Origin of the sequence: Streptococcus sanguinis, from assembly GCF_026781265.1 — a bacterium.
Classification (GTDB): Bacteria; Bacillota; Bacilli; order Lactobacillales; family Streptococcaceae; genus Streptococcus; species Streptococcus sanguinis_T.
On the sequence record NZ_JAKUVC010000004.1, the window covers coordinates 117,706 to 139,516 of the forward strand.

Here is a 21,811-nt window from a genome sequence, read left to right on the forward strand (position 1 = left end):
TACATAAGAATACAAGGAGGAACTCTCATGAATAGAGAAGAAGTAACATTGCTCGGTTTTGAAATTGTGGCCTACGCTGGTGACGCTCGCTCCAAGCTCCTGGAAGCTTTGAAAGCCGCAGAGGCTGGGGATTTTGCTAAGGCAGATGCCTTGGTAGAAGAAGCCAATAGCTGCATCGCTGAAGCTCACCACGCTCAGACCAGTCTCTTGACAAAAGAAGCTGCTGGTGAGGACTTGGCATACAGCGTGACCATGATGCACGGCCAAGATCACTTAATGACTACTATCTTGCTAAAAGACATGATGCACCATTTGATTGAACTATACAAAAGAGGAGTAAAATAATGAACAAACTCATCGGACTTATTGAGAAAGGGAAGCCTTTCTTTGAGAAGATTTCTCGGAATATCTATCTCCGTGCTATTCGGGATGGCTTTATCGCTGGTATGCCAGTCATCCTCTTCTCATCTATCTTTATCTTGATTGCCTATGTGCCAAATGCTTGGGGCTTCCATTGGTCTAAGGACATTGAAACTTTCTTAATGACCCCTTATAGCTATTCGATGGGGATTCTGGCTTTCTTTGTGGGTGGGACTACTGCCAAGGCTCTGACTGACTCTGTCAACCGCGACCTGCCTGCGACAAACCAGATTAACTTCTTGTCTACTATGCTGGCTTCTATGGTCGGCTTCCTCCTCATGGCAGCTGAGCCTGCCAAGGAAGGTGGCTTCCTGACTGCCTTCATGGGAACCAAAGGTCTTTTGACAGCTTTCATCGCAGCTTTTGTTACGGTTAATGTCTACAAGGTTTGTGTGAAAAATAATGTCACCATCCGCATGCCAGAAGAAGTTCCACCAAATATTTCTCAAGTATTTAAAGACTTGATTCCATTTACTGTCTCAGTCGTTCTCCTCTACGGTTTGGAACTGCTTGTTAAAGCAAGTCTGGGAGTTACGGTTGCTGAATCCATCGGAACACTTCTCGCTCCGCTTTTCTCAGCTGCAGATGGCTATCTGGGAATCACACTTATCTTTGGTGCTTATGCTTTCTTCTGGTTCGTGGGAATTCACGGTCCGTCTATCGTTGAGCCTGCCATTGCTGCCATTACTTATGCCAATATTGATGCTAACTTGGCCTTGATTCAATCTGGTCAGCATGCGGATAAGGTCATCACTTCTGGTACTCAAATGTTCATCGTTACCATGGGTGGTACTGGTGCGACCTTGATTGTTCCATTCCTCTTCATGTGGATCTGTAAGTCTGAGCGCAACCGTGCGATTGGACGGGCATCTGTTGTCCCAACTTTCTTTGGTGTTAATGAGCCCATTCTCTTTGGTGCTCCAATCGTACTGAATCCAATTTTCTTTATTCCATTTATCTTTGCACCTATCGTAAACGTATGGATTTTCAAATTCTTTGTTGATACTTTGAACATGAACTCCTTCTCAGCCAACCTTCCTTGGGTGACACCTGGACCTCTGGGAATTGTGCTGGGTACCAACTTCCAGCTTCTGTCCTTTGTACTAGCAGCCCTCCTTGTCGTAGTAGATGTGATTATTTACTATCCATTCGTCAAGGTTTATGACGAACAAATCCTAGAAGAAGAACGTTCCGGAAAAGCTAACGATGCTCTTAAAGAAAAAGTAGCAGCTAACTTTAATACTGTTAAAGCAGACGCTATCCTTGAAAAAGCAGGAGTGGATGAAGAAGCTCCGGCGCAAAACAATATTAGCGAAGAAACCAATGTTCTGGTGCTCTGTGCAGGTGGTGGTACTAGTGGATTGCTGGCCAACGCTTTGAATAAAGCAGCAGCTGAATACAATGTCCCTGTCAAAGCAGCAGCGGGTGGCTACGGTGCTCACCGTGAAATGCTGCCTGAGTTTGACCTGGTTATCCTGGCTCCTCAAGTTGCCTCCAACTTTGAAGACATGAAGGCTGAAACAGATAAATTAGGCATCAAGCTAGCTAAGACTGAAGGTGGCCAATACATCAAGCTCACTCGTGATGGTAAAGGGGCGCTTGCCTTCGTTCAGGAGCAATTTAACAACTAAATCTGTTTATGTGAGATGAAGCAACTTGATAAGAATATCATCAAGCTTGCCTTCATCTCAAATTCTATTGAAAGGAAAATAAGATGACAAAAAGCTTACCTAAAGATTTTATTTTCGGTGGTGCAACAGCGGCCTATCAAGCTGAGGGAGCAACCCACACAGATGGAAAAGGACCTGTTGCCTGGGATAAATACCTAGAAGATAATTACTGGTACACGGCGGAGCCTGCCAGTGACTTTTACCATAAATACCCTGTGGATCTGAAATTAGCTGAAGAGTATGGCGTCAATGGGATTCGGATTTCCATTGCTTGGTCGCGGATTTTCCCGACAGGCTATGGCGAGGTCAATCCAAAAGGTGTGGAATTTTACCATAATCTTTTCGCAGAATGCCACAAGCGTCATGTAGAACCTTTTGTGACCCTTCATCACTTTGATACACCAGAGGCTCTTCATTCAAATGGCGATTTCCTCAATCGGGAAAATATTGAGCACTTTGTGGACTATGCGGCTTTCTGTTTTGAAGAATTTCCAGAAGTTCGCTATTGGACAACTTTCAATGAAATTGGACCCATTGGAGACGGTCAGTACTTAGTTGGAAAATTCCCTCCGGGTATCCAGTATGACTTGGCCAAGGTTTTCCAATCCCATCACAACATGATGGTCTCTCATGCCCGTGCCGTTAAGCTCTATAAGGACAAGGGATACAAGGGTGAAATCGGTGTCGTTCATGCACTTCCGACAAAATATCCTTACGATCCAGAAAATCCAGCAGATGTCAGAGCGGCAGAGTTGGAAGATATTATTCATAACAAATTTATCCTAGATGCGACTTATCTGGGACACTATTCAGATGTAACTTTGGCAGGAGTGAATCATATCCTTAAGGTCAATGGTGGTCAGCTGGATCTACGAGATGAAGACTTTGCAGCTCTAGAAGCAGCTAAAGACCTCAATGACTTCCTTGGCATCAACTACTATATGAGTGACTGGATGCGCGACTTTGACGGTGAAACAGAAATTATCCATAACGGAAAAGGCGAAAAGGGAAGCTCCAAGTACCAGATTAAGGGAGTAGGGCGCAGAGAATCTCCAACCCATATTCCGAAAACTGATTGGGATTGGATTATCTATCCGAAAGGTCTCTATGACCAAATCATGCGGATTAAGAAAGATTATCCCAACTACAAGAAGATTTATATCACGGAAAATGGTCTGGGTTATAAAGATGAATTTGTGGACGATACAGTTTACGACGATGCTCGGATTGATTACGTCAAGCAGCATCTGGAAGTTTTATCCGACGCGATTGCGGACGGGGCTAATGTAAAGGGCTACTTTATCTGGTCTCTGATGGATGTCTTTTCTTGGTCTAACGGTTATGAAAAACGCTACGGCTTATTCTACGTAGACTTTGAAACTCAGGAACGCTATCCGAAGAAATCCGCTCACTGGTATAAGAAACTAGCTGAAACACAAATGATTGAATAGAAAAGCAAAACTCCCATCCTTAGCTGAATGAAATCAGCTAGGACGGGAGTTTTTTTATTCTTCATCATCTGTAAATTCTAGGATGTCTCCAGGCTGGCAATCAAGGGCCTGACAGATAGCATTGAGGGTGCTAAAGCGGATAGCCTTAGCCTTGCCCGTTTTGAGAATGGAAAGATTGGCGTTGGTGATACCGATGATATCGGCCAGTTCACCCAGTTTCATCTTTTTCTTTGCCAGCTGGACATCAAGATTAACGATAATCATGATAGCAGCCTCCTAGATGGTAAATTCATTCTCTTCAGCTATATCAATCCCTTTTTCCAGAATTTTCATCATCAGCCAAATAATCAGAGCACCCAAGAGAGGTGTAAAGCTCACACTGGCGTTAAAAGAGAAGGGGAGGGTGATGGGATTGCCTGATGCAGCAACCTTAACGGAAAGAAAGGTCAGAGCCAAAAAGACTTTCCATGCCTTATCAGCTAGTTGCGTGTTTGATGAATCAAAAATCTTTCCACCAATCAAATTTTTGATGAAATTACGAGCAAGATAGATGAGATAAATAGTCAAAGAAGCTGTGAGAAGATTTATAACAAAGGCTAGAATACTCCACAAATTTGAAAAATCAACTGAGGGCAGAAATTGAACATTGAGCTTTATTCCCAACCTGTCGGAAAGACCGGTGTAAGAAATCACACTTAGGATAATAAGAAAGGCCAGAATAGCAGCATAACCCACTATGATAAGGTTTAATAGAGTAACAATATCTTTGAGCAAAGAGTTATTTTTTAATTCAATCTTTTTCATGATGCTTACCTCTATCGAAAATCAGCCGGCAGTAGATTTTCTTTTCCTTTTATTCTTATTATAATCTATTTTTTATTGTATTTCAAGAAAAATATATCGAAAAACGATAATTTTTTTGAGACCAAAAAGATATCTTATAGAGGATTTGGTATCAATGAAAATTTTGACACAATATGTATTGAATATCAAAGTAACGAAGGAGATAGTAATGAATCCTATGTTTATGATTGTGGTGCTTGGGCTACTCTGGCTAGTTATTGTTTTTCCACTCTATCTTCACTATCGAAAAGAAATTTCTATTAGAAGTAAATCTACATCTTTAATATCAGGCAAAGTAGTAGGGTATAACAGTTCCATCTATAGTCGCCATGGTGAGCAACCTCAGGTAGCCTTGCCTCTTGTAGAATATACTGTCCGTGGAAAACAGTATCGAAAAAGGCTTGAGTATAAACAGTTTATCCCTGCATCTTCAGGAAAAATCCAAAAAGATGTCTTTTCAAGTGACTATGTTTACAGCTCGGATAGGAGTCTAGACTTTAAAAAATATTTCCCGTCAGCTCAAATATGGTCGTTTACTATAATCCTAAGAATCCTGAAGAAGCCTATGTTGAGCGTTGCATCAGCAATGAAAAGTATTTTAAATATTTGTTTATCGGATTTTCTATTTTCTTGCTCATTCTGATTAGAATTAATTTTTTCCGTCTATTCTTGTAGTTTAAAAAGTCTATTTTTGGATATTGAGTGATAGAAATTTTATCTTTTTCAAAATTTGTTGAATCCAAATAGACTAAAAAAGAGGATTAAACTCCTCTTTTTGATTTCTTTATTTAAACTTAAAACCTTCATAGACCAGATCTGCTTGAGGATTGGTCTTTTTGAATTCGTTAGCTAGTTTATCCATCATTTTGACAGGTCCGTACATGAAGACGGTGGTTTTGTTATCCAGAGGATAATTTTTGAAGTCCAAATAGCCGGAGACCTTGCTATCGACCAAATGAAGGTCAAACTCCGGATTCTTGGCCGCATAGTCTTTGAGGAGGTCTAGGTAAACAGCATTTTCAGCTCCAGTATAAGCGTAGTAGAAGCTGACTGGACGATTCAGATTAGGATTATCACGGATATAGGAAATGAAGGGAGTAATGCCAATCCCACCAGCAATCCAAATCTGCTTTTCCTGCCCCTGATCAAGAATCATGTGACCATAAGCTCGGTCGATGGTGACCTTGGTTCCCTCTTGGATCTTGTCATAAAGTTTCTTAGTGTGATCTCCAGAGTTCTTGATGGTAAAGTAGACGATATTGTCATGGCCGCCAGAGATAGAGAATGGATGCGGCGCTTTTTCAAATCCTTCTTGGAAAATCTTGACAAAGGCAAACTGACCATACTGATAGTCTAGCTTTTGACTAAGCTGAATCTTCAACTCCACGGTATCGTGGTTCAGTCGTTTGACCTGCAGAATTTTTCCCAGATGGCGAAAGGCCAAACTTTGATAGAGGAAGATGATGTAAAAGCCAGAAGCTAAACCTATGATAACATAGAATCCGACTATTAAACCTAATAAGGTCGGTGTTAGGAGTCGACCGCCCATCAGCATATAGGCGTGGAAGAGACCAAAGATATAGGCCAAATAAACAAAGCGGTGAATCCAGCGCCAAGCCTCATATTTGATGTGCTTGCCAAGATAGGCCACCAGAACAATACTGACAAAGAGATAGATTCCAACATTACCAAGCTGGGCTGCTAAATGTGATCCCCAGAGACTACCGCCCATAGCAACATTGTGGAGAGCAAGTAGGACGACGGAAAAGATAGCTGTAAACTTATGATAAGCATACATCTTTTCGATGCCATTGAACCATTTTTCCAATAGGACGTTCCGAGTCGCAAGTAAAAAGGTCAGCGAAAGGGTAGTCAAGGCCAGACCGGGTACGATAAAGTTGGTCATTCCAGCTGAAGCCCAAGCATAGATGGTCAGGAGTATGCTGACAGCGATAAGGGCAATTCCTTTGATAGATTTCATGATGGATTCCTTTCTGATTTTATCACTACTTAGTTGTAAACATATTTGTTACATTCTAACAAAGAAAAAACAAGCTGTCAAGATAAGAGCTTGTTTTGTTTTTGGTATGGATAGGTCAAGTCTTCCGTTAGCCTAGCTATAGAAGAGATTTGTGATTTTACTCTTGAACCTCTGCGGCAGTGTCTTCCTTTTTGTCAGTCTCAGACTGGCCGAAAGACAACTGCTTGCTCCAGCGTGATAGGTTTTCTCGGATATCCTTGCCAATAGCAGAAGGCTTAGGCAAGCTAATGGAGTCTTTCCAGCTTTGGACACGCATATCCAGTAGGAGCTTGGACAAGCGTAGCAGCATGTCACGTTCTTGGTCTGTTAGAGACTTAGCATTTTTCAGGATATCAAGGACTTTGTTAAAGTTTTCAACATTGGATAGTTCGTCGACAGACTGGATACCTGCATCCAAAATCAGTCCGAAAAAGAGGTCGAAAAAGTCTTTAAGTTCTTCATCTGAAACGGTGCTCACCCAATTTTTAAACGTTTTGTCTATCTGCAGGCTCTCTGCATCTAGTGTATCCAGCAATAGGAAAGAGTCTCCCTTGGTTTTCCACGAAAAGGTATCGTGCTGGGCAAAGCCGCCGATAGCACTGCTTTTGACAATCCTAGCTTCCTTAGGTGTTTCCAGCATCATGCCGACGATGGAGTTCTGAGGCAGGTAGCGTTTCATCCTTTCAACTACAGCCTGATAGCTATCGCTTTCGGTGACAGAGTGATTGAGGCCGGGAGAGTCATAGCTGTAGATGGCTTCAATACGGTCTTGGAGCGACGCAACCATCTGACTGGCTGCATAAGAAGCCAGGTTTCCTCCTTTGGAATGGCCGGTTAAGATAAAGTTACCGGGCAGATTTTCTAAGGCTTTCTGCAGGTAGCGGGCGGCCATTTTCTGAGCAGGGATTTGAGCCATATAGGTCATGTGGAAGTCTTCCTTCCAGCCGACAATGGAGTCGTCTGTGCCGCGAAAGACCAGGACATATGTATCGGGCTTGATTTTGAAAATCAAGGCAGCGAATTGCTTCTGGAGATCTTGGTCAACGTCATTGACATAGCCCATCAGTTTTAGATTTTTAAAGCGGATAGAGGCTGCGGCCAAATCTAGCAGTTTCAGACGGTTTTTACTGACCATTATGGAGAGGTCGCGCGGTACTTGGTCGGCCAAATCCAGCAGCCGGCAGTCGCAGTAAGGGGACATGTCTTCGTGCACTAGTTGGTCAAAAGGCAAGTAGGTTAGCTCTGTCAGAATTAGCAGATCCAGTTCATTGAAAGGTTTATCATAAATGCTGTCATGCTGAACTTCTTCAAGATACTTAAAAATATTGCTCATGTTATATCTCCAATTTCTACTAGTTAGTATAGCATATTTTTTTGCTAGAATTTCTCTTTTCCAGAAAAATCCTACCTTAGACTGAGGATGATAAACAAGCAATCGCATTTTTTGGTATAATGTTACTAGCAAGCAATCGGGAGGGAAAGATGCACAAGATTTTACTAGTAGAAGATGATCCGGTCATTCGTCAGATGATTAAGAAAATGCTGGAACAATGGGGCTTTCAGGTAGTGGCAGTCGAGGACTTTATGGATGTGCTGACTGTCTTTGTTCGAGAGGAGCCGCATCTGGTGCTGATGGATATCGGTCTGCCCTTGTTTAACGGCTATCATTGGTGTCAGGAAATCCGCAAGATTTCAACGGTGCCTATCATGTTTCTGTCTTCCCGCGATCAGTCCATGGACATTGTCATGGCTATCAATATGGGGGCTGATGACTATGTGACCAAGCCTTTTGACAATAATGTCTTTCTGGCTAAAGTTCAGGGCTTGCTGCGCCGTTCCTATGAGTTCGGAAACGATCAGAGTCTCTTGGAGCACCAAGGTGTCATTCTCAATCTCAAGTCAACAGATCTGGTCTTTGATGGGAAAGTGGTGACCTTGACAAAGAACGAATTTCAGATTTTACGGGTTCTCTTCGAGCATTCTGATGGTATCGTGGCGCGTGATGATCTTATGAAGGAACTCTGGAACAGTGACTTTTTCATCGATGACAATACCCTATCGGTCAATGTTGCTCGCCTGCGTAAGAAGCTTGAAGAGCACGGACTGAAAAACTTCATCGAAACCAAAAAAGGAATAGGATACGGTCTCATCAATGGACATACAGGATAAATTTTTCTTTCTTAAATCTTACCTTTATTCACGGCGATTTTTTCTAGCTCTTTTGATTCTGCTGCTAGGTTTCATTTTGATTTTTGCCTTTGTCTTTGATGCTTACCGCAGTCTGCTGGAATATGTTACGCTCTTGCTGGCTTTTCTGTCTTTCTTGTTTATCGGAGCAGATGCTTGGACGGCCTTTAAGAGCTATCGCAGCCAGAAGCTACAGGTCTCCGCTCAGGCTCAGACTCCTCTAGAAAAGCTCTTGCAGGAACGAGTGGAAGAGCTGGAGTACGAACAGAAGAATCAGCTCTTGGTTGAGCAGGAAAAATACAATGATTTGCTGGACTACTACACTCTTTGGGTTCATCAAGTCAAGACTCCCATTGCTGCCAGTTCACTTTTGATTGGAGATTTGAAGGATAAGGAAGCCAAGTCTCAGCTGGAGCAGGAGCTCTTCAAGATCGAATCCTACGTTCATCTGGTGCTCCAGTACCTCCGTCTGGAAAGCTTCCATGACGATCTAGTTCTGAAGCAGGAAAATTTGGCTGATTTGGTCAGAGAAGTTGTCAAGAAATACGCTCTTTTCTTTATTCAGCAAGGACTCAGCCTCAATCTTCATGACCTAGACCACACGATTGTCACTGATAAAAAGTGGTTTTTAGTGATTTTGGAGCAGGTCCTGTCCAATAGTCTTAAATACACAAAAGAAGGCAGTATAGAAATTTATTTTCACGAGGGTAGCCTCTACATCAAGGACACGGGTCTGGGCATTCAAAATGCTGATTTGCTGCGGGTTTTTGAGCGTGGTTTCTCAGGTTACAACGGTCGTTTGACCCAGCAGTCCTCAGGCTTAGGTCTTTATCTGTCCAAGAAAATTGCTGATCAGCTAGGACACAAGATTGCTATAGACTCTCAAGTTGGTCAGGGAACGACGGTTTCCATCGCCTTTCCTGAGAAGAAATTGATCTTTGAGTAGGAGGAAGAAAGTTGCTAGTAGTGGTTTATGATAGTCTGACTGGTTTGGGTAAGAAGTTTGCTAAAAGTCTGGAAATGCCTAGCCAGTCAGTCTGGAAAAAGCTGGAGGAACCCTGTATTTTAGTCAGCAGAAATAGCGGTGCTGGGCAGATTCCGTGGACGACCAAGCGCTTCATCAGAAAGAACAGACATCTAATCAAAGGCTTTGTCATCAATGGCAATCAGAAGCGTTATCCGCGGACCTTTTGCGGGGCAACGGATAAGATAGTGGAGCAGTATGGTCTTCTCCATATTCGTAACATAGAGGGCTCTGGAACGGAAGCAGACAGACAAGCAGTCAAAGCCTTTTTAGAACAGTTGCAGACATCTGAAAGTGTACATAAAAGCCGCTAGGTTTTGTGCTATTTTAGGTAGATGCTTTGCAAGATTTTTAAAAGTGACAAAATTGTAAGAATAAAACTAGCAAATGAAAGGTTAGGTTATGGTACCGACCTTTCTTTTTTATTATCATAGAGTCAAGAAATAAGAAGGAGACAGAAAAATGAAATCAAAAGGTATAAATGCTTTTCAGTTGAAGCTCTTCATGGCATTTCTTATGGTTTTTGACCATATCAGTCAGATACCGGGGCTGGTGCCGGACGGCTGGGATGGAGTCTTGCATGCCCTAACCCGCTGTGTCGGAGTAGCATTTGCCTTCATGGCAGTGGAAGGTTTTCTCCACACTCGCAACCGCCTGGCTTACAATATGAGGCTCTTCTTTTGGGCAGCCCTGATGCAGACAGGAAACTGTATCCTGACGCTCCTCTTTCAGGAAAAGGGCATCTACCTCACTCACAATATCTTCCTGACCTTGGCCTACGGGGTCCTCATGCTGAGTCTTTTCTTTGGCTTTTCTGACAATGGCGGAGCTGCTAAGGATGGGAAGCGTGGTTTGCGGCTGACGGTAGGAGTATTAGTCTTGCTGGCTGGGCTTCTCTTTAGCGAAGGTGGTATGGCTCTGCTTCCTTTCATGCTCTTGACCTACCTTTTTAGAAATCAAGTCTTTTTCAGAAACTTGTCCTATGTAGTTTGGGCGGGAATTCTCTTTGCCATGAGTATTCAAATTTATCCAACCATGCAGGACACGCTAACAATGCTGCTCTACAATTCAGACTGGCTCTTTATCAGTGTTCTTCCTCTCTTGCACTTCTACAATGGTGAGCGAGGATCCAGCAGCAAGTGGAGCAAATATTTCTTCTATATATTCTATCCAGCCCACCTTTGGCTAATTGCTTTGATTGCCTTTTGGGTAAAATAAAGCCCATCTCATCTTACAAAAGTGTAAGATTGCACTTTAAAATGTAAGCTTAGGTTATGGCAGGACGGTTGGTATTGAGATAAAATAGACTTATCAATTAGGAGGCAGTTCATAAAACTGCTAAAAGCAGGGCTTTGATAGGTGCCTGCTAGACAGAAAGGATTAAAGATGACATTATTAGACGTACAACACGTGAAAAAGATTTACAAAACCCGCTTTCAGGGCAGCCAAGTAGAGGCCTTGAAAGACATTCACTTTACGGTAGAAAAGGGCGAATATGTCGCCATCATGGGGGAGTCAGGTTCTGGGAAATCCACCCTGCTCAACATCTTAGCCATGTTGGACAAGCCGACTGAGGGCCGCGTCTTTCTCAACGGAACTGACACAGCAACCATCAAAAACAGCCAGGCTTCCAGCTTCCGCTGGGAGAAATTAGGTTTTGTCTTTCAGGATTTCAATCTGCTGGATACTCTGTCGGTCAAGGATAATATTCTACTGCCTTTGGTCCTCTCTCGCCGTCCCATTACCGAGATGATGCAAAAGCTGGTGACAACCTGCAAGGAGCTGGGAATTAACAAGCTGCAAGAGAAGTTTCCTTATGAGATTTCTGGAGGCCAGAAGCAGAGAGTTGCAGTGGCTCGGGCCATCATCACAGATCCTGAGATTCTGCTGGCGGATGAGCCGACAGGAGCCTTGGATTCCAAGTCTTCGGCGGCGTTGCTGGATGTCTTTGATGACATCAATGCCCGCGGTCAAACCATTCTCATGGTGACCCACTCAACTGCAGCGGCTAGCCGCGCCAAGCGGGTGCTCTTTATCAAGGATGGAATTCTTTATAATCAAATCTTCCGTGGCGACAAGACCGAGCGGCAGATGTTCCAAGAGATTTCTGATACTCTGACAGTTATGGCAAGTGAGGTGGGCAATTATGTTCAAACTAACGAGTAAACTGGCTTTGTCCAATCTGGTTAAAAATCGCAGTTTGTATTATCCATTTGCTTTGGCGACGGTACTTGCAACAGCGATTTTGTATAGTTTTGTCTCACTGGCTCATAGCCCCAACATGGAGGCCTCTTATGGCGGTGCGGCTGCTCGCATGACCTTGCAGTTTGGTATCCATGTCATTCAGATTGCCGTCCTTATCCTCATTACCTATGCTAATAGCTTTGTTATGAAAAACCGCTCCCGAGAGTTGGGAGTCTATAGTCTGCTAGGCATGGAGAAAAAGCATCTGCTAGTCATGACCTTCTTTGAACTCTGTGTCTTTTATCTGGCTACAGTCGGTCTGGGAGTCTTGTCTGGCTTAGCTTTGGACAAGATGCTTTACGCAGTCCTTTTGAAATTGATGGGAATGCCGGCAGTTCTTGCCTCAACCTTCCAATGGCAGAATGTCTGGATGACTCTAGTCAGTCTGGGTGTCGCTTTTGCAGTGATTTTGTTGCTCAACTCTACCCGACTTCTACGCTATAGCTCTCTTAACCTAATGAAAGAAAAGAAAGCTGGCGAGAAGAAGGGACGCTTCCTTTTTCTGCAAACCTTGCTGGGGCTCCTGCTCATGGGTGTAGCTTATTATATGGCTTTGACCGTTACCAAACCTGTCGCTGCTATCGGCAATTTCTTTATAGCTGTGGTCATGGTTATTCTAGCGACCTATCTGCTTTTTAATGCAGGTTCAATTACACTATTGAAATTTCTCAAAAAGCGCAAAGGCTACTACTATAAAACGCAGAATTTCATTTCTGTTTCTAATCTCATCTCGCGGATGCGTAAAAATGCAGCAGGATTGGCAACTATCTCCATTCTATCTACCATGCTCTTAGTGACTCTGGTTGGTACAATCAATATCTATGTTGGGGGTCAGGATTATATTACTACCTTGCATCCGAAGGATTATAATGTCAGCATCGTCTTGCCGAAATCGACCGATCAGAAGGAGGCTCTGTTGGAAAAGGTTCAGCAAGTCGCTCAGGACACTGGTCTGAAGAAGCCAAGCTATACTACCTATCTCTACCAATCAGCCTTCATCATGAAATTAGCTGATAATGATGTGACAGTTCCAATGCAAAGCGAGCTGGAGTCGGATACAAGTATCTTGACCAAATCTGCAGGCACGATTACGGTCATTAATCGTCAGGATTATGAAAAAATGACAGGGGAAAAGATAGATTTGGCAGACAATGAAACTCTTGTCTATGGAAAAAATATTTCCTTAAATAAGGACAAGCCTCTCCGAGTGAATGGAAAGGACTGGAAGATTAAGCAGCTTTTATCGTCGAATTTCACGCATGGGGAAATTCCTAATCCAAACGATGTGACCATGGAGCAGGGTCTCTATATGGTGGTCAATGATAGCAAAGAGGTTAATCTCGATGTGGATCATTACTACTACATTGGAGTTGCTTCAGAGACTAAGGGCAGTAAAAAGTTTGTCGAGCAAGTCCAACTGGGGTTGAGGGACACTTTGGATCAGGAACAAGCTCAAGATGGTAGCTTCGCAATGGCTAGTGACCGTTATAGTGCAGAAAAGAGCTATCAAGAACTTACTGGAACCTTGCTCTTCATCGGTGTCTTCCTCTCTGTTATCTTCCTTCTAGGAGCTGTTCTCGTGATTTACTACAAGCAAATCTCTGAAGGATATGAAGACCGAGGTGGTTTTATCATCTTGCAAAAGGTTGGTCTAGATGAAAAGCAGACTAGAAGTACCATTCGTAAGCAGATTTTGACTGTTTTCTTCCTACCTCTCATTTTTGCTTTTCTACATGTAGCAGCGGTCTTTCATATGCTGCGCTTGATAGTTGCTCTACTAGGTGTGACCAATCTTCCTCTCTTAATTCAGACAACACTTGCAACTTGCGGAGTCTTCCTTCTGACCTATATTCTGGTATTTCTGCTGACTTCACGAAGCTACCGCAAGATTGTCGCCCTCTAAGAGCAAATCCCTGACCAGATGTCGGGGATTTTTTATGTCTGGATTTTTACCACTCATCTCCCTCATTTTACCGCTTGTCCAAAAAGCTGAGATTTTTCAAAAAAGACTTGCTATCATAGTCTCAGAAGTAAAGAAAAGGAGAAAAGATCATGTTAGTAGAAACGAAAAATCTTAGCAAGGTTTATGGCGATAAGGTGGCTATCAATGGTCTCGATATTCAGATTGAGAGAGGCAGTTTCACAGCTATTTTAGGACCAAATGGCGCTGGAAAATCCACGACCATTCAGATGCTGATTGGTCTCTTGCAGCCAACATCCGGGCAGATTTACTATGCTGAAAAGCTTAAGCTGGGCGTGGTTTTTCAGGATAGTGTTTTGGATGACCATTTGACAGTGCTTGAAAACCTGCAGATTAGAGCCAAGCAGTACAAGGAGATGCCGGCAGGTAGAATCGATCGCTTGGTCTCTCAGCTGGGCTTGTCAGCTTTTGTCAAGCAGCCTTATGGGACACTGTCCGGTGGTCAAAAGCGTCGGGTGGACATTGCGCGAGCCCTGCTCAATAGTCCCGACCTGCTTTTTCTAGATGAGCCTACGACAGGCCTGGACATTCAGACTCGGGAAAGTATTTGGAGCCTACTCAAACAAATTCAGAAAGAAGAGCAGATGACCATTGTCTTGACAACCCACTATCTCAATGAAGCCGACGATGCGGATAAGATTTATATCGTAGATCATGGTCAGGTCATTGCCCAAGGCTCCGCCGACCAGATTAAGGGAAACTATGCCCGTAATGTCTTACGGATTTTGAGTCAAGACTCAGTAAGTTTAGAGAAAAGTTTGCCAAGAGGCTGCGCTTGGGAGCAGGTCAAGGAAGGAGAATTTATCCTCCATCCTAAAACGACTCAAGAAGCTCTGATCTTATTGGCTCAGGCTGGTCCCTATATCGAACAATTTGAATTCCAACCCGGAACCATGGACGATGCCTTTATGGCACTGACAGGAAGAGAGGTACGTTAAATGTTAATGTTGATCAAACGTAATTTTTTACTTTATTTCCGAAACCGCAGTGGGGTAATTTTGTCCCTCTTCGGAGCCATTATTCCCTTTGTTTTATATCTGGTCTTTCTAAAGGACAACATGAAAGGGTCTTGGTTAGAAAGTAGCCATGCTAAAGAGCTGCTCGACTTCTGGTTGATTAGCGGCGTGTTAGCAGTTACAGGATTAACGACCACCTTGGCAGCTTTCTCTCGGCAGGTCGAAGACCGGGAGCGGAAGGTGACAGACGATCTCTTTATCACAGACTTGGGACCATGGGGCTTGCAGCTTAGTTATCTTGTCAGCTCTGTCATTATCGGCTTTTTGATGCAGGTCATTATGTTTGCCTTTATGCTCAGCTATTTTACGCTGGCGGATAACATTTCCTTTGAGTGGGGAATCCTTCCTTACCTGGTTCTTCTGATGCTCTTAAACAGCCTCTTGGCCACACTGATAAATGCTCTGATTGTTCAATGTTTCAAATCAGTGGATAGTTTAGGGAAATTGGCGACAGTAGTCGGAGCCACCTCTGGTTTTCTAGTGGGGACCTATATACCCATTGGAACCTTGCCGAAAATGGCGCAAAATCTAATGAAGCTTACGCCTTCTAACTACATGACATCTCTTTTTAGACAGGTTCTCATGAAGGAAAGTCTAGCAAATACTTTCGCCAATAACAGCCAGCCTCAAGCAGCTTTTGAAAAAACAATGGGAATTCGCATTGAATGGCAGGAGCTCTTGACAAGGACAGAAACTTTCTATATAGTTGGAGTAGTTTTAGTTGCAACAGCGCTTATTTGGATGGTGCAAAATATGATTGCCATCCGCCGGCTGAAACTACAATAGAATGTGAATAGGGAGCTTCCTCTTGCAAGCAAAATTTGAAACAGATCCAACCATTTCATCCAAGGATCCGCTGGTTGTGGTCAAGGCAGACCAGTTAGCGGCAGAAGCCAAGGCCATCTTAGATTATTTAGAGCAGTACAAGGCAGGGCCTAGTGGTGTCCTGCCTATCAAGTCGGATGATAAACTGGTCATGCTGAAGACTGAAGATATAATCCTAGCAGACATCAACCAGACAACTTTGATGATTTACAGCAGAGAAGGCATTTACCAGACGACAGAGACCTTGACTCGCTTTCAGCAGCGGATTAGCAGCTCGAACTTTATCCAGGTTTCCCGGCATGCTGTCATCAATATTGACCATCTGGAGTCTTTGTCTGACAGCTTTTCTGGCAATATGACGGCCAAGCTGACCAATCAAATCAAAACCGAAGTCAGCCGTCGCTATGTCAAACTCTTGATGGAATATCTGGGAATCTAGGAGGTAAGTGATGAGTATAAAAAAATGTCTACACGCTATATTGATGGGCATCCAGACAGGGAGTGCAGTCTATCTGATTGTCCTTGCGCTCTCTATTCAAAAACATCCGCCCACAACAAGTAATATCGTCAGTGTCATGGTGATGAGCGGCTTGATTGGGCTCATCAGTTCAATGTTAAAAACTCTTGAAGACCGATTCTCTTTTTCAGTCTCGATTTTACTGCATTTCGCCGCTGTCGCAGTCTTAGTATGCTGTTTCATGGTCTATAATAACTGGGGATTTTTAATTGCCAACTGGCATTTCTGGCTAGATTTTATTCTGATTTATCTCTTTGTATGGCTCTATCTTTACTTGGATACAAATCTTAAGACCAAGAAGATTAATAGTGCCTTGAACAAACGCAGAAGGGAAAAAGAAGTAAGATAGTTCAAGGCTAATGAAACTTTCTAGCAAGAATATAATGAAAAATAGTTTGTATGTATAAAAACCACCTCCTGAGGTGGTTTTTTATCTGAAGAAGCTCGGAGATTTGCTTTGTGGTATACTAGAGATACAAATAAGTTGATTTTAAAAAAATTCGGAGGTGAAGATGGATAAAATGGTAAATGAAAAGATTGCATTTTTAAACAAATATACGCTATCGTCTGAAAAGAAAGTGGAGTTTGTAACCGATGAATCAACTATTTTGAATGCTCCCATTCCAGAATATTGGAAAGTTGCTTTTCTAACTGATAATTTGGAAGATAGAAAAGCAGCTATTTTAGAAGAATGGAGAAAATACCTTGCAAGAGAACTAAGCAATACCATTCTTTATTTGCAAACTTATTTAACTAATATTGAGTTGATGAAAATCGGAGATGAATATTCTGTTTTGTATACTATTCTTGGTTTCAAAACTAAAATGGAATTTTTCTATGAGGGGAAAAATCCAGTAACTGAACAAGAATTTAAGGAAAAGATAAAGTATCCGATAGAAAAAATTGATAATAGTATTATTGATTTCTATACGAAAATTCATAATGGTTTTTATGATTTTACTAGTAAGAGTATGGGATTGGATGCTTTGAAAGTCATTAATCCAGTTTCTGATTTTGAATGGGAATATGAAGACCAATTGGATATGGATTTGACCTCTTGCTATAACTTTTTCAGTAATGGTATCGGCACTTATGTGGTACTTGATTTAAACCAAGATCTGGAGACAGGAGCTTATCTTTGGTCTACCAAAGAGCTTCCTAAAGGCAACCTAAATTTTTGGGATATCATTGATGAATGGATTGTCATTGGTTTGGATTTTTAAAAAGAATCTTGTGTCAATAAGGTTTAGAATGGACAAGATTTGCCAGCTACAACTTAGCAAACTAGAAAGAGGAAAATATGGAAGAACTAATTAAAGAAAAAATTATCGAAATCGTGCATCAAGCCAACGATATGATTCCAGTTGAGTGGGATGATTTGTATATTGTAATTGAAATGGACAAAACATTTAGTGGAGAAGTTTATTTTTATTTTAAATATAAGAATGAATATCACTATTATTTATACATTCCTAGAGATTTTGGTGTAGATAAATTCGAAATTTATAGTCAAACAGATCGATTGTTTGAGAAGTCACAAGAATTAAAAAAAGTATTTGTTGAGAACGACTTGGCAGATTGGTATATTTGTATCATCCATTTAGACGAAAATAACAAGTTATCAGTAGACTACGATTATGCGCCATGGTTGGAAAGTGGTTATGGTCCAAGTGCTCGAATGGACTTGTTTGAGTATAAATACTTGGACAAGCAACCAGCCAATGAAAAAGAATTAGAGCAGTTCAAAGCAATGGAAGCCTTCCAGCAGGAACATAATGGCAAGTAGAATGTTTGATAAAAGTAATCCAACCAATTAGCGAGATGATTGAAGTGTTGGCAAACTTAAGGAAATATTCAAAGATGGCTTTAAAATACCGCCTGGTACAAAAATTGAAGTGATTAGACCGAGTATAGAATGAAAGGGAATGAACAGTAATGGCTACAACACAAGCTCAAAAAAAGGAAGTCAAACAGTTGATAAAACAGTTATCGAAACAGTTGGACTTAAACAGTAGATCAGAAACCTATTTTTTAAAGTATCGAGATTATTTTATTTACTATGTTCCTACATTTGGTTTTCCTGATAATGAATTTAGTTTTTCTGTGATTGCTTACATCAAACCTTTTGTGATAGATGATGTTTTTTGGGATGTTTTTGATATGAAAGGGAATTCGCAAGAGCCCATTAGTCTGCGTGCTGTAGGTTCCTTTAAAGTTATCGGGGTCCCTGTTGTTTTTTCGTCTGAACGAGAACGGTTAGAGGGGCTTGATATTGCAGGATATATATTGGCTCGTTGGAAAAAGGTCCATGAAGAAGTATTAGAAATCATTGATAACTTAGCTTCTTTTGAAGATTTTTTGAAGAATGTCAAGGAATTGGATAATCGCTATATGTATAGCCATGATTTAATGATGATGCTTCTTTTGATTCATAACAAACACTACAAAGAAGCAAAAGAAATAGCTGAAGAACTATTGTCTAAAAAAGAGATGGGACGCTATCAAAACAAAGGTAAGTGGATTAATGAATATATTTTGGACTATTGCAATGAAAGGATGGCAAAACAAGTATATTTGAGGAGGAATTAGTTGGCTCTATGGGAATAGTGGAGGGAAACTTGGAGTTATTACTGATTGATACTCTGGATTGAAAATATGAGAGCAAATACTTAGTAAATAAAAAATTATTTCTTGTGCTTTATAAAATAAAAAAGACAAACTTAGAAGTAGTTTGTCTGAGATTTAAAGCTAGGATTAACCTAGCTTTATTTTATAGTCATTTACACTCCCAATCGGATATGAGGGAAGTGGTTGTAGAGATAGTCAAAGGTTGACTGGAGTTTGGTGTCTGTTGTTTTACCAATATTCTTAAAAGGCATTTGGTATTTCTTTTGATTGTTTCGAATAGCAACTAAGGTTGAGTTTCTGTTTGAAGCAACGAAGCCGCGCTGCATGGTCAGAATGTGGTGGTAGAGATGGATGACCTGTTTGAGATCAATCGCCTTGAAACCTCTATAGTAGGTAATGAGATGGTCTTTATAAACAGCAATTTTCAGCACATCGTCGTGGAAAGAAGCTTGCTCCAGCAGGATATTGAGATTGTCCTTGGCCTCTGTATAGGCTGCATAGATTTCTTCGTAGGCAGCGATATTTTTCTTGCGGCCGATAATTCCTATAACGACAAAGAAAACACAGAGACCAATCAAAAACAGAATGTAGAACATGAATGCAAGATTGTCAGATTCAAATTCAGTGATAGAGATATAGGAGCTGCTTGACATTACTGTGATGACTTCGGGATTGTCTGCTAGGAGACCGCGAACGAGGCTGCCATAATTAGAGATATATCCCTGATTTTTTTTAGGGGAGTTAGCATTAACATAAGAGCCAACGATTCGGACAGGATTTTTTTCCAGCTCGCCCTTTTTCTCTTTTTCCAAGAGCTGGGCAATCTGCTTGTCCCCTTTTTTAGTCTGCAGACCAACATATCCGTCTTGGTAAGCAACCAGCCAAACTTGAGTATTATCTTCAACTTCAATCAGAGCCTCTGGAAAAATATATGACACTTCAGCATAGACTGCTGAATCTGCTCCAGGATCGCTATTTCGATCATAGGCAGTCTTTGTGTTGACTTTTTGGTATTGGATAAATCCCATCACTGCAGCAACTGCTAGAAAAATAAAAGTAATTACCAGTAGGGCGATGCTACCCTGGTTACGTCTTTCCTTGAGCATAGCCCAACCTCCAAAATATAATCTAAAAAATAATTTGATTAGCAAACTATCTTTTTTTGTATAGTATAACATAAATGCTTGACAAGTGGAAAGATTGTGTTAAGATATGAATGAACACAAAATAAAATTCATTCACAAAAGAGGCGTGGAAATGGATAAAAAAAATGAGCTCCTGGCTGCGGCTAGAGAAGTCTTTGCGGAAAAAGGCTATAAGGCAGCTGGAATTTCTGATATTGCTAAGAAGAGCCATATGGCTGTCGGGTCCTTTTACAAGTACTATGCGTCCAAGGAAGCTATCTTCTTGGAGGTTTATGTAGCCGAAAATAGCCGTATACGTGAGGAAACCATGCGACGTGTGGACTGGCAGGGGGAGCCCGAGGCAATCGTTGAACAGCTTTTTGCAGTCACTTTTGAGTTGATTTCACCCAATAAAATTCTGGCCGAGTGGAACAAGCCAGGCATTTCTCAGATTCTGCACGATTACTATAATCAGGATGCCGGACGAGCGTCCAATGCCTTTCATCAGTTTCTGATTCAGACCTTCAGCCAGCGCTTGCAGGAAGAGGGGTTTTCGAAGGAGAAAATAGCTGAGATCATGAAGGTTTATGACTTGATTTACTACATAGACATGCATGTCACGGAGCAGGAATTTTCAGGCTACTTCGATAGTCTTGAGACTTTAGTGAAATATTTTGTTAAGGGGATTTTTTCCAAATAGAGGAAATTCCTTTTCTTAGAAGCGAGTGTGAATGAATTTATAAAATCATTCATTCACAAACAAAGGAGGTGATGTCTTATGTCCTGTGATTCGGGAATGGGAAGAAACGTAATTAGATAAAGTGGATTATTTTTTAGAAAGTTTTTAATGAGTAATTGGAACTATTCATTCAAAAATAGAAAGTGAGGAAAAAATGAATAAGCAAGGAGGATTTGCCATGAGTGGAATGGCTATTTTGGGTATCTGTCTGGTGGTGATTGGTCTTTTGACCATTGGCTACGGAGTTGTGGCAGTAGGTATTAGTTTAAATATGGATTTTCAGACACTTTTAGTCGGTGGGCTCATTATTATCCTAATAGGAGCAGCTTTGATTCCGGGCTTGCCGGCAGTTGTTAAGCTGACGGCACTGGCTTTGACAACTTTGTCATTGCTGATGTACATTCACATGATGCCAGATTTGGAGTTCATGCTTATGCTCATCTCAGATGTCGTGGTTTTAGGTTTTGCGGCATGGTTTGCTATCCTTTTTTTAAGAAAGTAGGTGATGAAGATGATTGTAGTTTATGATTCAAATACTGGTATTGGTAAACGATTTGCAGAATCACTGGGCTATCCGACCCAGACCATCAAGGAGAAACTGGAAGAGCCCTGTATTCTCATTACTCGAAATGCTGGTGCTGGGAAAATTCCTTGGTCTACCAAACGCTTTATCAAGAAACATCCTGGGCTGATTAAAGGTTTTGTTAACAATGGTGACTCTGTTAAACACGGCCGGACCTTCTGCGGGGCGACGGCTTTGATTATCGAAAAATATGGGCTCCAGCATATCTGCGATATTGACCAAGGCGGAACTCCAGAAGATGTCAAGACTGTGCAGGCATTTTTGGCGAAGTGCTAGCCTCATCAAGTTTCGCATAAATGGAGGACTCGTATGCCTAGGTTCAAGAAAATTGGGAGCTTGTTTTTGGCTCTGATTTCTGTCTTTATCCTAACGGCCTGCGGGCATACACAGAAAGAGCCCGACACTTCAGATAAGACGGAAAGAAATTCTTCCAAACAAGAAGAAACAGCTCAGAATCAGGTAGATGCAACTTCCAGTGCGTCACAGAAAGATTGACTTTTTTGTCAAAATAGAAGAGCTGAAGTTGTTCAATGATTTTT

The 21,811-nt window shown here is 41.7% G+C and carries 26 protein-coding genes; 21 read left to right on the top strand and 5 right to left on the bottom strand.

Going from position 1 to position 21,811, the window contains the following annotated elements:
- Positions 1–27 precede the first annotated feature (27 nt).
- The 3 genes from MK370_RS06305 (at position 28) to lacG (ending at position 3,541) form a co-directional block, all read left to right on the top strand.
- On the top strand, positions 28–345 hold the full coding sequence (locus MK370_RS06305; protein ID WP_009754858.1) for a PTS lactose/cellobiose transporter subunit IIA: 318 nt from the start codon (positions 28–30) through the stop codon (positions 343–345).
- Positions 345–2,051, top strand: coding sequence for a lactose-specific PTS transporter subunit EIIC (locus MK370_RS06310; protein WP_268684607.1), 1,707 nt, complete (start codon positions 345–347; stop codon positions 2,049–2,051). Before MK370_RS06305 ends, MK370_RS06310 begins: the two co-directional genes overlap by 1 nt.
- Before the next feature lie 83 nt (positions 2,052–2,134).
- Entirely contained in the window at positions 2,135–3,541 is a 1,407-nt protein-coding gene (lacG, locus tag MK370_RS06315) for a 6-phospho-beta-galactosidase (RefSeq protein WP_268684608.1), read from the top strand.
- 54 nt (positions 3,542–3,595) lie between these two features.
- Here lacG and MK370_RS06320 read toward each other — a convergent pair whose 3' ends face one another.
- Both MK370_RS06320 and MK370_RS06325 read right to left on the bottom strand, forming a co-directional pair.
- Entirely contained in the window at positions 3,596–3,805 is a 210-nt protein-coding gene (locus tag MK370_RS06320; protein ID WP_002894739.1) for a helix-turn-helix domain-containing protein, read from the bottom strand.
- Between the two features lie 12 nt (positions 3,806–3,817).
- The gene (locus MK370_RS06325) at positions 3,818–4,345 is read right to left on the bottom strand and encodes a DUF2975 domain-containing protein (RefSeq protein ID WP_268684609.1); all 528 of its coding nucleotides are present in this window, start codon (positions 4,343–4,345) and stop codon (positions 3,818–3,820) included.
- A 208-nt stretch (positions 4,346–4,553) separates the two neighbouring features.
- Here MK370_RS06325 and MK370_RS06330 point away from each other — a divergent pair, with 208 nt between their 5' ends.
- Positions 4,554–5,027: a hypothetical protein gene (locus MK370_RS06330; protein WP_268684610.1), complete on the top strand. Its 474-nt coding sequence runs from the start codon at positions 4,554–4,556 to the stop codon at positions 5,025–5,027.
- A gap of 141 nt (positions 5,028–5,168) precedes the next feature.
- Here the strand turns inward: MK370_RS06330 and MK370_RS06335 are convergent, their stop codons facing one another.
- Positions 5,169–6,365: a ferric reductase-like transmembrane domain-containing protein gene (locus MK370_RS06335; protein ID WP_268684611.1), complete on the bottom strand. Its 1,197-nt coding sequence runs from the start codon at positions 6,363–6,365 to the stop codon at positions 5,169–5,171.
- 157 nt (positions 6,366–6,522) lie between these two features.
- Positions 6,523–7,845, bottom strand: coding sequence for a DUF2974 domain-containing protein (locus MK370_RS06340; protein ID WP_268684612.1), 1,323 nt, complete (start codon positions 7,843–7,845; stop codon positions 6,523–6,525).
- A gap of 41 nt (positions 7,846–7,886) precedes the next feature.
- On the opposite strand from MK370_RS06340, the gene MK370_RS06345 reads away from it, so the two are divergent.
- The 13 genes from MK370_RS06345 (at position 7,887) to MK370_RS06405 (ending at position 18,787) form a co-directional block, all read left to right on the top strand.
- A complete protein-coding gene (locus tag MK370_RS06345) occupies positions 7,887–8,573 on the top strand; it encodes a response regulator transcription factor (RefSeq protein ID WP_009659088.1) in 687 nt (228 codons plus the stop codon).
- Positions 8,557–9,537 carry a sensor histidine kinase gene (locus MK370_RS06350; protein ID WP_268684613.1) on the top strand — a complete coding sequence of 327 codons (981 nt, stop codon included), beginning with the start codon at positions 8,557–8,559 and terminating at the stop codon, positions 9,535–9,537. The genes MK370_RS06345 and MK370_RS06350 overlap by 17 nt, the downstream gene beginning before the upstream one ends.
- An 11-nt stretch (positions 9,538–9,548) precedes the next feature.
- Positions 9,549–9,929, top strand: coding sequence for a class Ib ribonucleoside-diphosphate reductase assembly flavoprotein NrdI (locus tag MK370_RS06355; RefSeq protein WP_268684614.1), 381 nt, complete (start codon positions 9,549–9,551; stop codon positions 9,927–9,929).
- 148 nt (positions 9,930–10,077) lie between these two features.
- Positions 10,078–10,833, top strand: coding sequence for a TraX family protein (locus tag MK370_RS06360; protein ID WP_268684615.1), 756 nt, complete (start codon positions 10,078–10,080; stop codon positions 10,831–10,833).
- Between the two features lie 168 nt (positions 10,834–11,001).
- Positions 11,002–11,781: an ABC transporter ATP-binding protein gene (locus tag MK370_RS06365; protein WP_268684616.1), complete on the top strand. Its 780-nt coding sequence runs from the start codon at positions 11,002–11,004 to the stop codon at positions 11,779–11,781.
- Entirely contained in the window at positions 11,762–13,762 is a 2,001-nt protein-coding gene (locus MK370_RS06370) for an ABC transporter permease (protein ID WP_268684617.1), read from the top strand. Before MK370_RS06365 ends, MK370_RS06370 begins: the two co-directional genes overlap by 20 nt.
- A gap of 149 nt (positions 13,763–13,911) precedes the next feature.
- Positions 13,912–14,778 carry an ABC transporter ATP-binding protein gene (locus MK370_RS06375; RefSeq protein WP_268684618.1) on the top strand — a complete coding sequence of 289 codons (867 nt, stop codon included), beginning with the start codon at positions 13,912–13,914 and terminating at the stop codon, positions 14,776–14,778.
- A complete protein-coding gene (locus MK370_RS06380) occupies positions 14,779–15,642 on the top strand; it encodes an ABC transporter permease (protein ID WP_268684619.1) in 864 nt (287 codons plus the stop codon). It begins immediately after the preceding gene.
- 22 nt (positions 15,643–15,664) lie between these two features.
- Positions 15,665–16,120 (top strand): LytTR family DNA-binding domain-containing protein, encoded by a 456-nt coding sequence (locus MK370_RS06385; protein WP_061410523.1) that lies wholly within the window; start codon positions 15,665–15,667, stop codon positions 16,118–16,120.
- Between the two features lie 10 nt (positions 16,121–16,130).
- Entirely contained in the window at positions 16,131–16,547 is a 417-nt protein-coding gene (locus MK370_RS06390) for a DUF3021 domain-containing protein (protein WP_268684620.1), read from the top strand.
- 163 nt (positions 16,548–16,710) lie between these two features.
- On the top strand, positions 16,711–17,421 hold the full coding sequence (locus MK370_RS06395; RefSeq protein WP_268684621.1) for a hypothetical protein: 711 nt from the start codon (positions 16,711–16,713) through the stop codon (positions 17,419–17,421).
- A gap of 77 nt (positions 17,422–17,498) precedes the next feature.
- Positions 17,499–17,984, top strand: coding sequence for an immunity protein YezG family protein (locus MK370_RS06400; protein WP_268684622.1), 486 nt, complete (start codon positions 17,499–17,501; stop codon positions 17,982–17,984).
- A 149-nt stretch (positions 17,985–18,133) separates the two neighbouring features.
- A complete protein-coding gene (locus MK370_RS06405) occupies positions 18,134–18,787 on the top strand; it encodes a hypothetical protein (protein WP_268684623.1) in 654 nt (217 codons plus the stop codon).
- Positions 18,788–18,978: 191 nt separating this feature from the next.
- Here the strand turns inward: MK370_RS06405 and MK370_RS06410 are convergent, their stop codons facing one another.
- Complete coding sequence (locus MK370_RS06410; protein WP_268684624.1) at positions 18,979–19,932, bottom strand: hypothetical protein; 954 nt, start codon at positions 19,930–19,932, stop codon at positions 18,979–18,981.
- Positions 19,933–20,038: 106 nt separating this feature from the next.
- Between MK370_RS06410 and MK370_RS06415 the strand changes: the two genes are divergently transcribed.
- From MK370_RS06415 to MK370_RS06430, 4 genes are all read left to right on the top strand, one after another.
- The gene (locus tag MK370_RS06415) at positions 20,039–20,650 is read left to right on the top strand and encodes a TetR/AcrR family transcriptional regulator (RefSeq protein ID WP_268684625.1); all 612 of its coding nucleotides are present in this window, start codon (positions 20,039–20,041) and stop codon (positions 20,648–20,650) included.
- 193 nt (positions 20,651–20,843) lie between these two features.
- Positions 20,844–21,191 (top strand): hypothetical protein, encoded by a 348-nt coding sequence (locus tag MK370_RS06420; RefSeq protein ID WP_268684626.1) that lies wholly within the window; start codon positions 20,844–20,846, stop codon positions 21,189–21,191.
- Complete coding sequence (locus MK370_RS06425; RefSeq protein WP_002899844.1) at positions 21,192–21,548, top strand: class Ib ribonucleoside-diphosphate reductase assembly flavoprotein NrdI; 357 nt, start codon at positions 21,192–21,194, stop codon at positions 21,546–21,548.
- 33 nt (positions 21,549–21,581) lie between these two features.
- Positions 21,582–21,767 carry a hypothetical protein gene (locus MK370_RS06430; RefSeq protein WP_002899845.1) on the top strand — a complete coding sequence of 62 codons (186 nt, stop codon included), beginning with the start codon at positions 21,582–21,584 and terminating at the stop codon, positions 21,765–21,767.
- Positions 21,768–21,811: the final 44 nt, after the last annotated feature.

What these genes read in the sequence shown, in the direction of transcription:
- MK370_RS06305 (WP_009754858.1), top strand. Translation starts at nt 28, where the DNA reads ATGAATAGAGAAGAAGTAACATTGCTCGGTTTTGAAATTGTGGCCTAC.
- MK370_RS06310 (WP_268684607.1), top strand. Translation starts at nt 345, where the DNA reads ATGAACAAACTCATCGGACTTATTGAGAAAGGGAAGCCTTTCTTTGAG.
- lacG (WP_268684608.1), top strand. Translation starts at nt 2,135, where the DNA reads ATGACAAAAAGCTTACCTAAAGATTTTATTTTCGGTGGTGCAACAGCG.
- MK370_RS06320 (WP_002894739.1), bottom strand. Translation starts at nt 3,805, where the DNA reads ATGATTATCGTTAATCTTGATGTCCAGCTGGCAAAGAAAAAGATGAAA.
- MK370_RS06325 (WP_268684609.1), bottom strand. Translation starts at nt 4,345, where the DNA reads ATGAAAAAGATTGAATTAAAAAATAACTCTTTGCTCAAAGATATTGTT.
- MK370_RS06330 (WP_268684610.1), top strand. Translation starts at nt 4,554, where the DNA reads ATGAATCCTATGTTTATGATTGTGGTGCTTGGGCTACTCTGGCTAGTT.
- MK370_RS06335 (WP_268684611.1), bottom strand. Translation starts at nt 6,365, where the DNA reads ATGAAATCTATCAAAGGAATTGCCCTTATCGCTGTCAGCATACTCCTG.
- MK370_RS06340 (WP_268684612.1), bottom strand. Translation starts at nt 7,845, where the DNA reads ATGCGATTGCTTGTTTATCATCCTCAGTCTAAGGTAGGATTTTTCTGG.
- MK370_RS06345 (WP_009659088.1), top strand. Translation starts at nt 7,887, where the DNA reads ATGCACAAGATTTTACTAGTAGAAGATGATCCGGTCATTCGTCAGATG.
- MK370_RS06350 (WP_268684613.1), top strand. Translation starts at nt 8,557, where the DNA reads ATGGACATACAGGATAAATTTTTCTTTCTTAAATCTTACCTTTATTCA.
- MK370_RS06360 (WP_268684615.1), top strand. Translation starts at nt 10,078, where the DNA reads ATGAAATCAAAAGGTATAAATGCTTTTCAGTTGAAGCTCTTCATGGCA.
- MK370_RS06365 (WP_268684616.1), top strand. Translation starts at nt 11,002, where the DNA reads ATGACATTATTAGACGTACAACACGTGAAAAAGATTTACAAAACCCGC.
- MK370_RS06370 (WP_268684617.1), top strand. Translation starts at nt 11,762, where the DNA reads ATGTTCAAACTAACGAGTAAACTGGCTTTGTCCAATCTGGTTAAAAAT.
- MK370_RS06375 (WP_268684618.1), top strand. Translation starts at nt 13,912, where the DNA reads ATGTTAGTAGAAACGAAAAATCTTAGCAAGGTTTATGGCGATAAGGTG.
- MK370_RS06380 (WP_268684619.1), top strand. Translation starts at nt 14,779, where the DNA reads ATGTTAATGTTGATCAAACGTAATTTTTTACTTTATTTCCGAAACCGC.
- MK370_RS06390 (WP_268684620.1), top strand. Translation starts at nt 16,131, where the DNA reads ATGAGTATAAAAAAATGTCTACACGCTATATTGATGGGCATCCAGACA.
- MK370_RS06395 (WP_268684621.1), top strand. Translation starts at nt 16,711, where the DNA reads ATGGATAAAATGGTAAATGAAAAGATTGCATTTTTAAACAAATATACG.
- MK370_RS06400 (WP_268684622.1), top strand. Translation starts at nt 17,499, where the DNA reads ATGGAAGAACTAATTAAAGAAAAAATTATCGAAATCGTGCATCAAGCC.
- MK370_RS06405 (WP_268684623.1), top strand. Translation starts at nt 18,134, where the DNA reads ATGGCTACAACACAAGCTCAAAAAAAGGAAGTCAAACAGTTGATAAAA.
- MK370_RS06410 (WP_268684624.1), bottom strand. Translation starts at nt 19,932, where the DNA reads ATGCTCAAGGAAAGACGTAACCAGGGTAGCATCGCCCTACTGGTAATT.
- MK370_RS06415 (WP_268684625.1), top strand. Translation starts at nt 20,039, where the DNA reads ATGAATGAACACAAAATAAAATTCATTCACAAAAGAGGCGTGGAAATG.
- MK370_RS06420 (WP_268684626.1), top strand. Translation starts at nt 20,844, where the DNA reads ATGAATAAGCAAGGAGGATTTGCCATGAGTGGAATGGCTATTTTGGGT.
- MK370_RS06430 (WP_002899845.1), top strand. Translation starts at nt 21,582, where the DNA reads ATGCCTAGGTTCAAGAAAATTGGGAGCTTGTTTTTGGCTCTGATTTCT.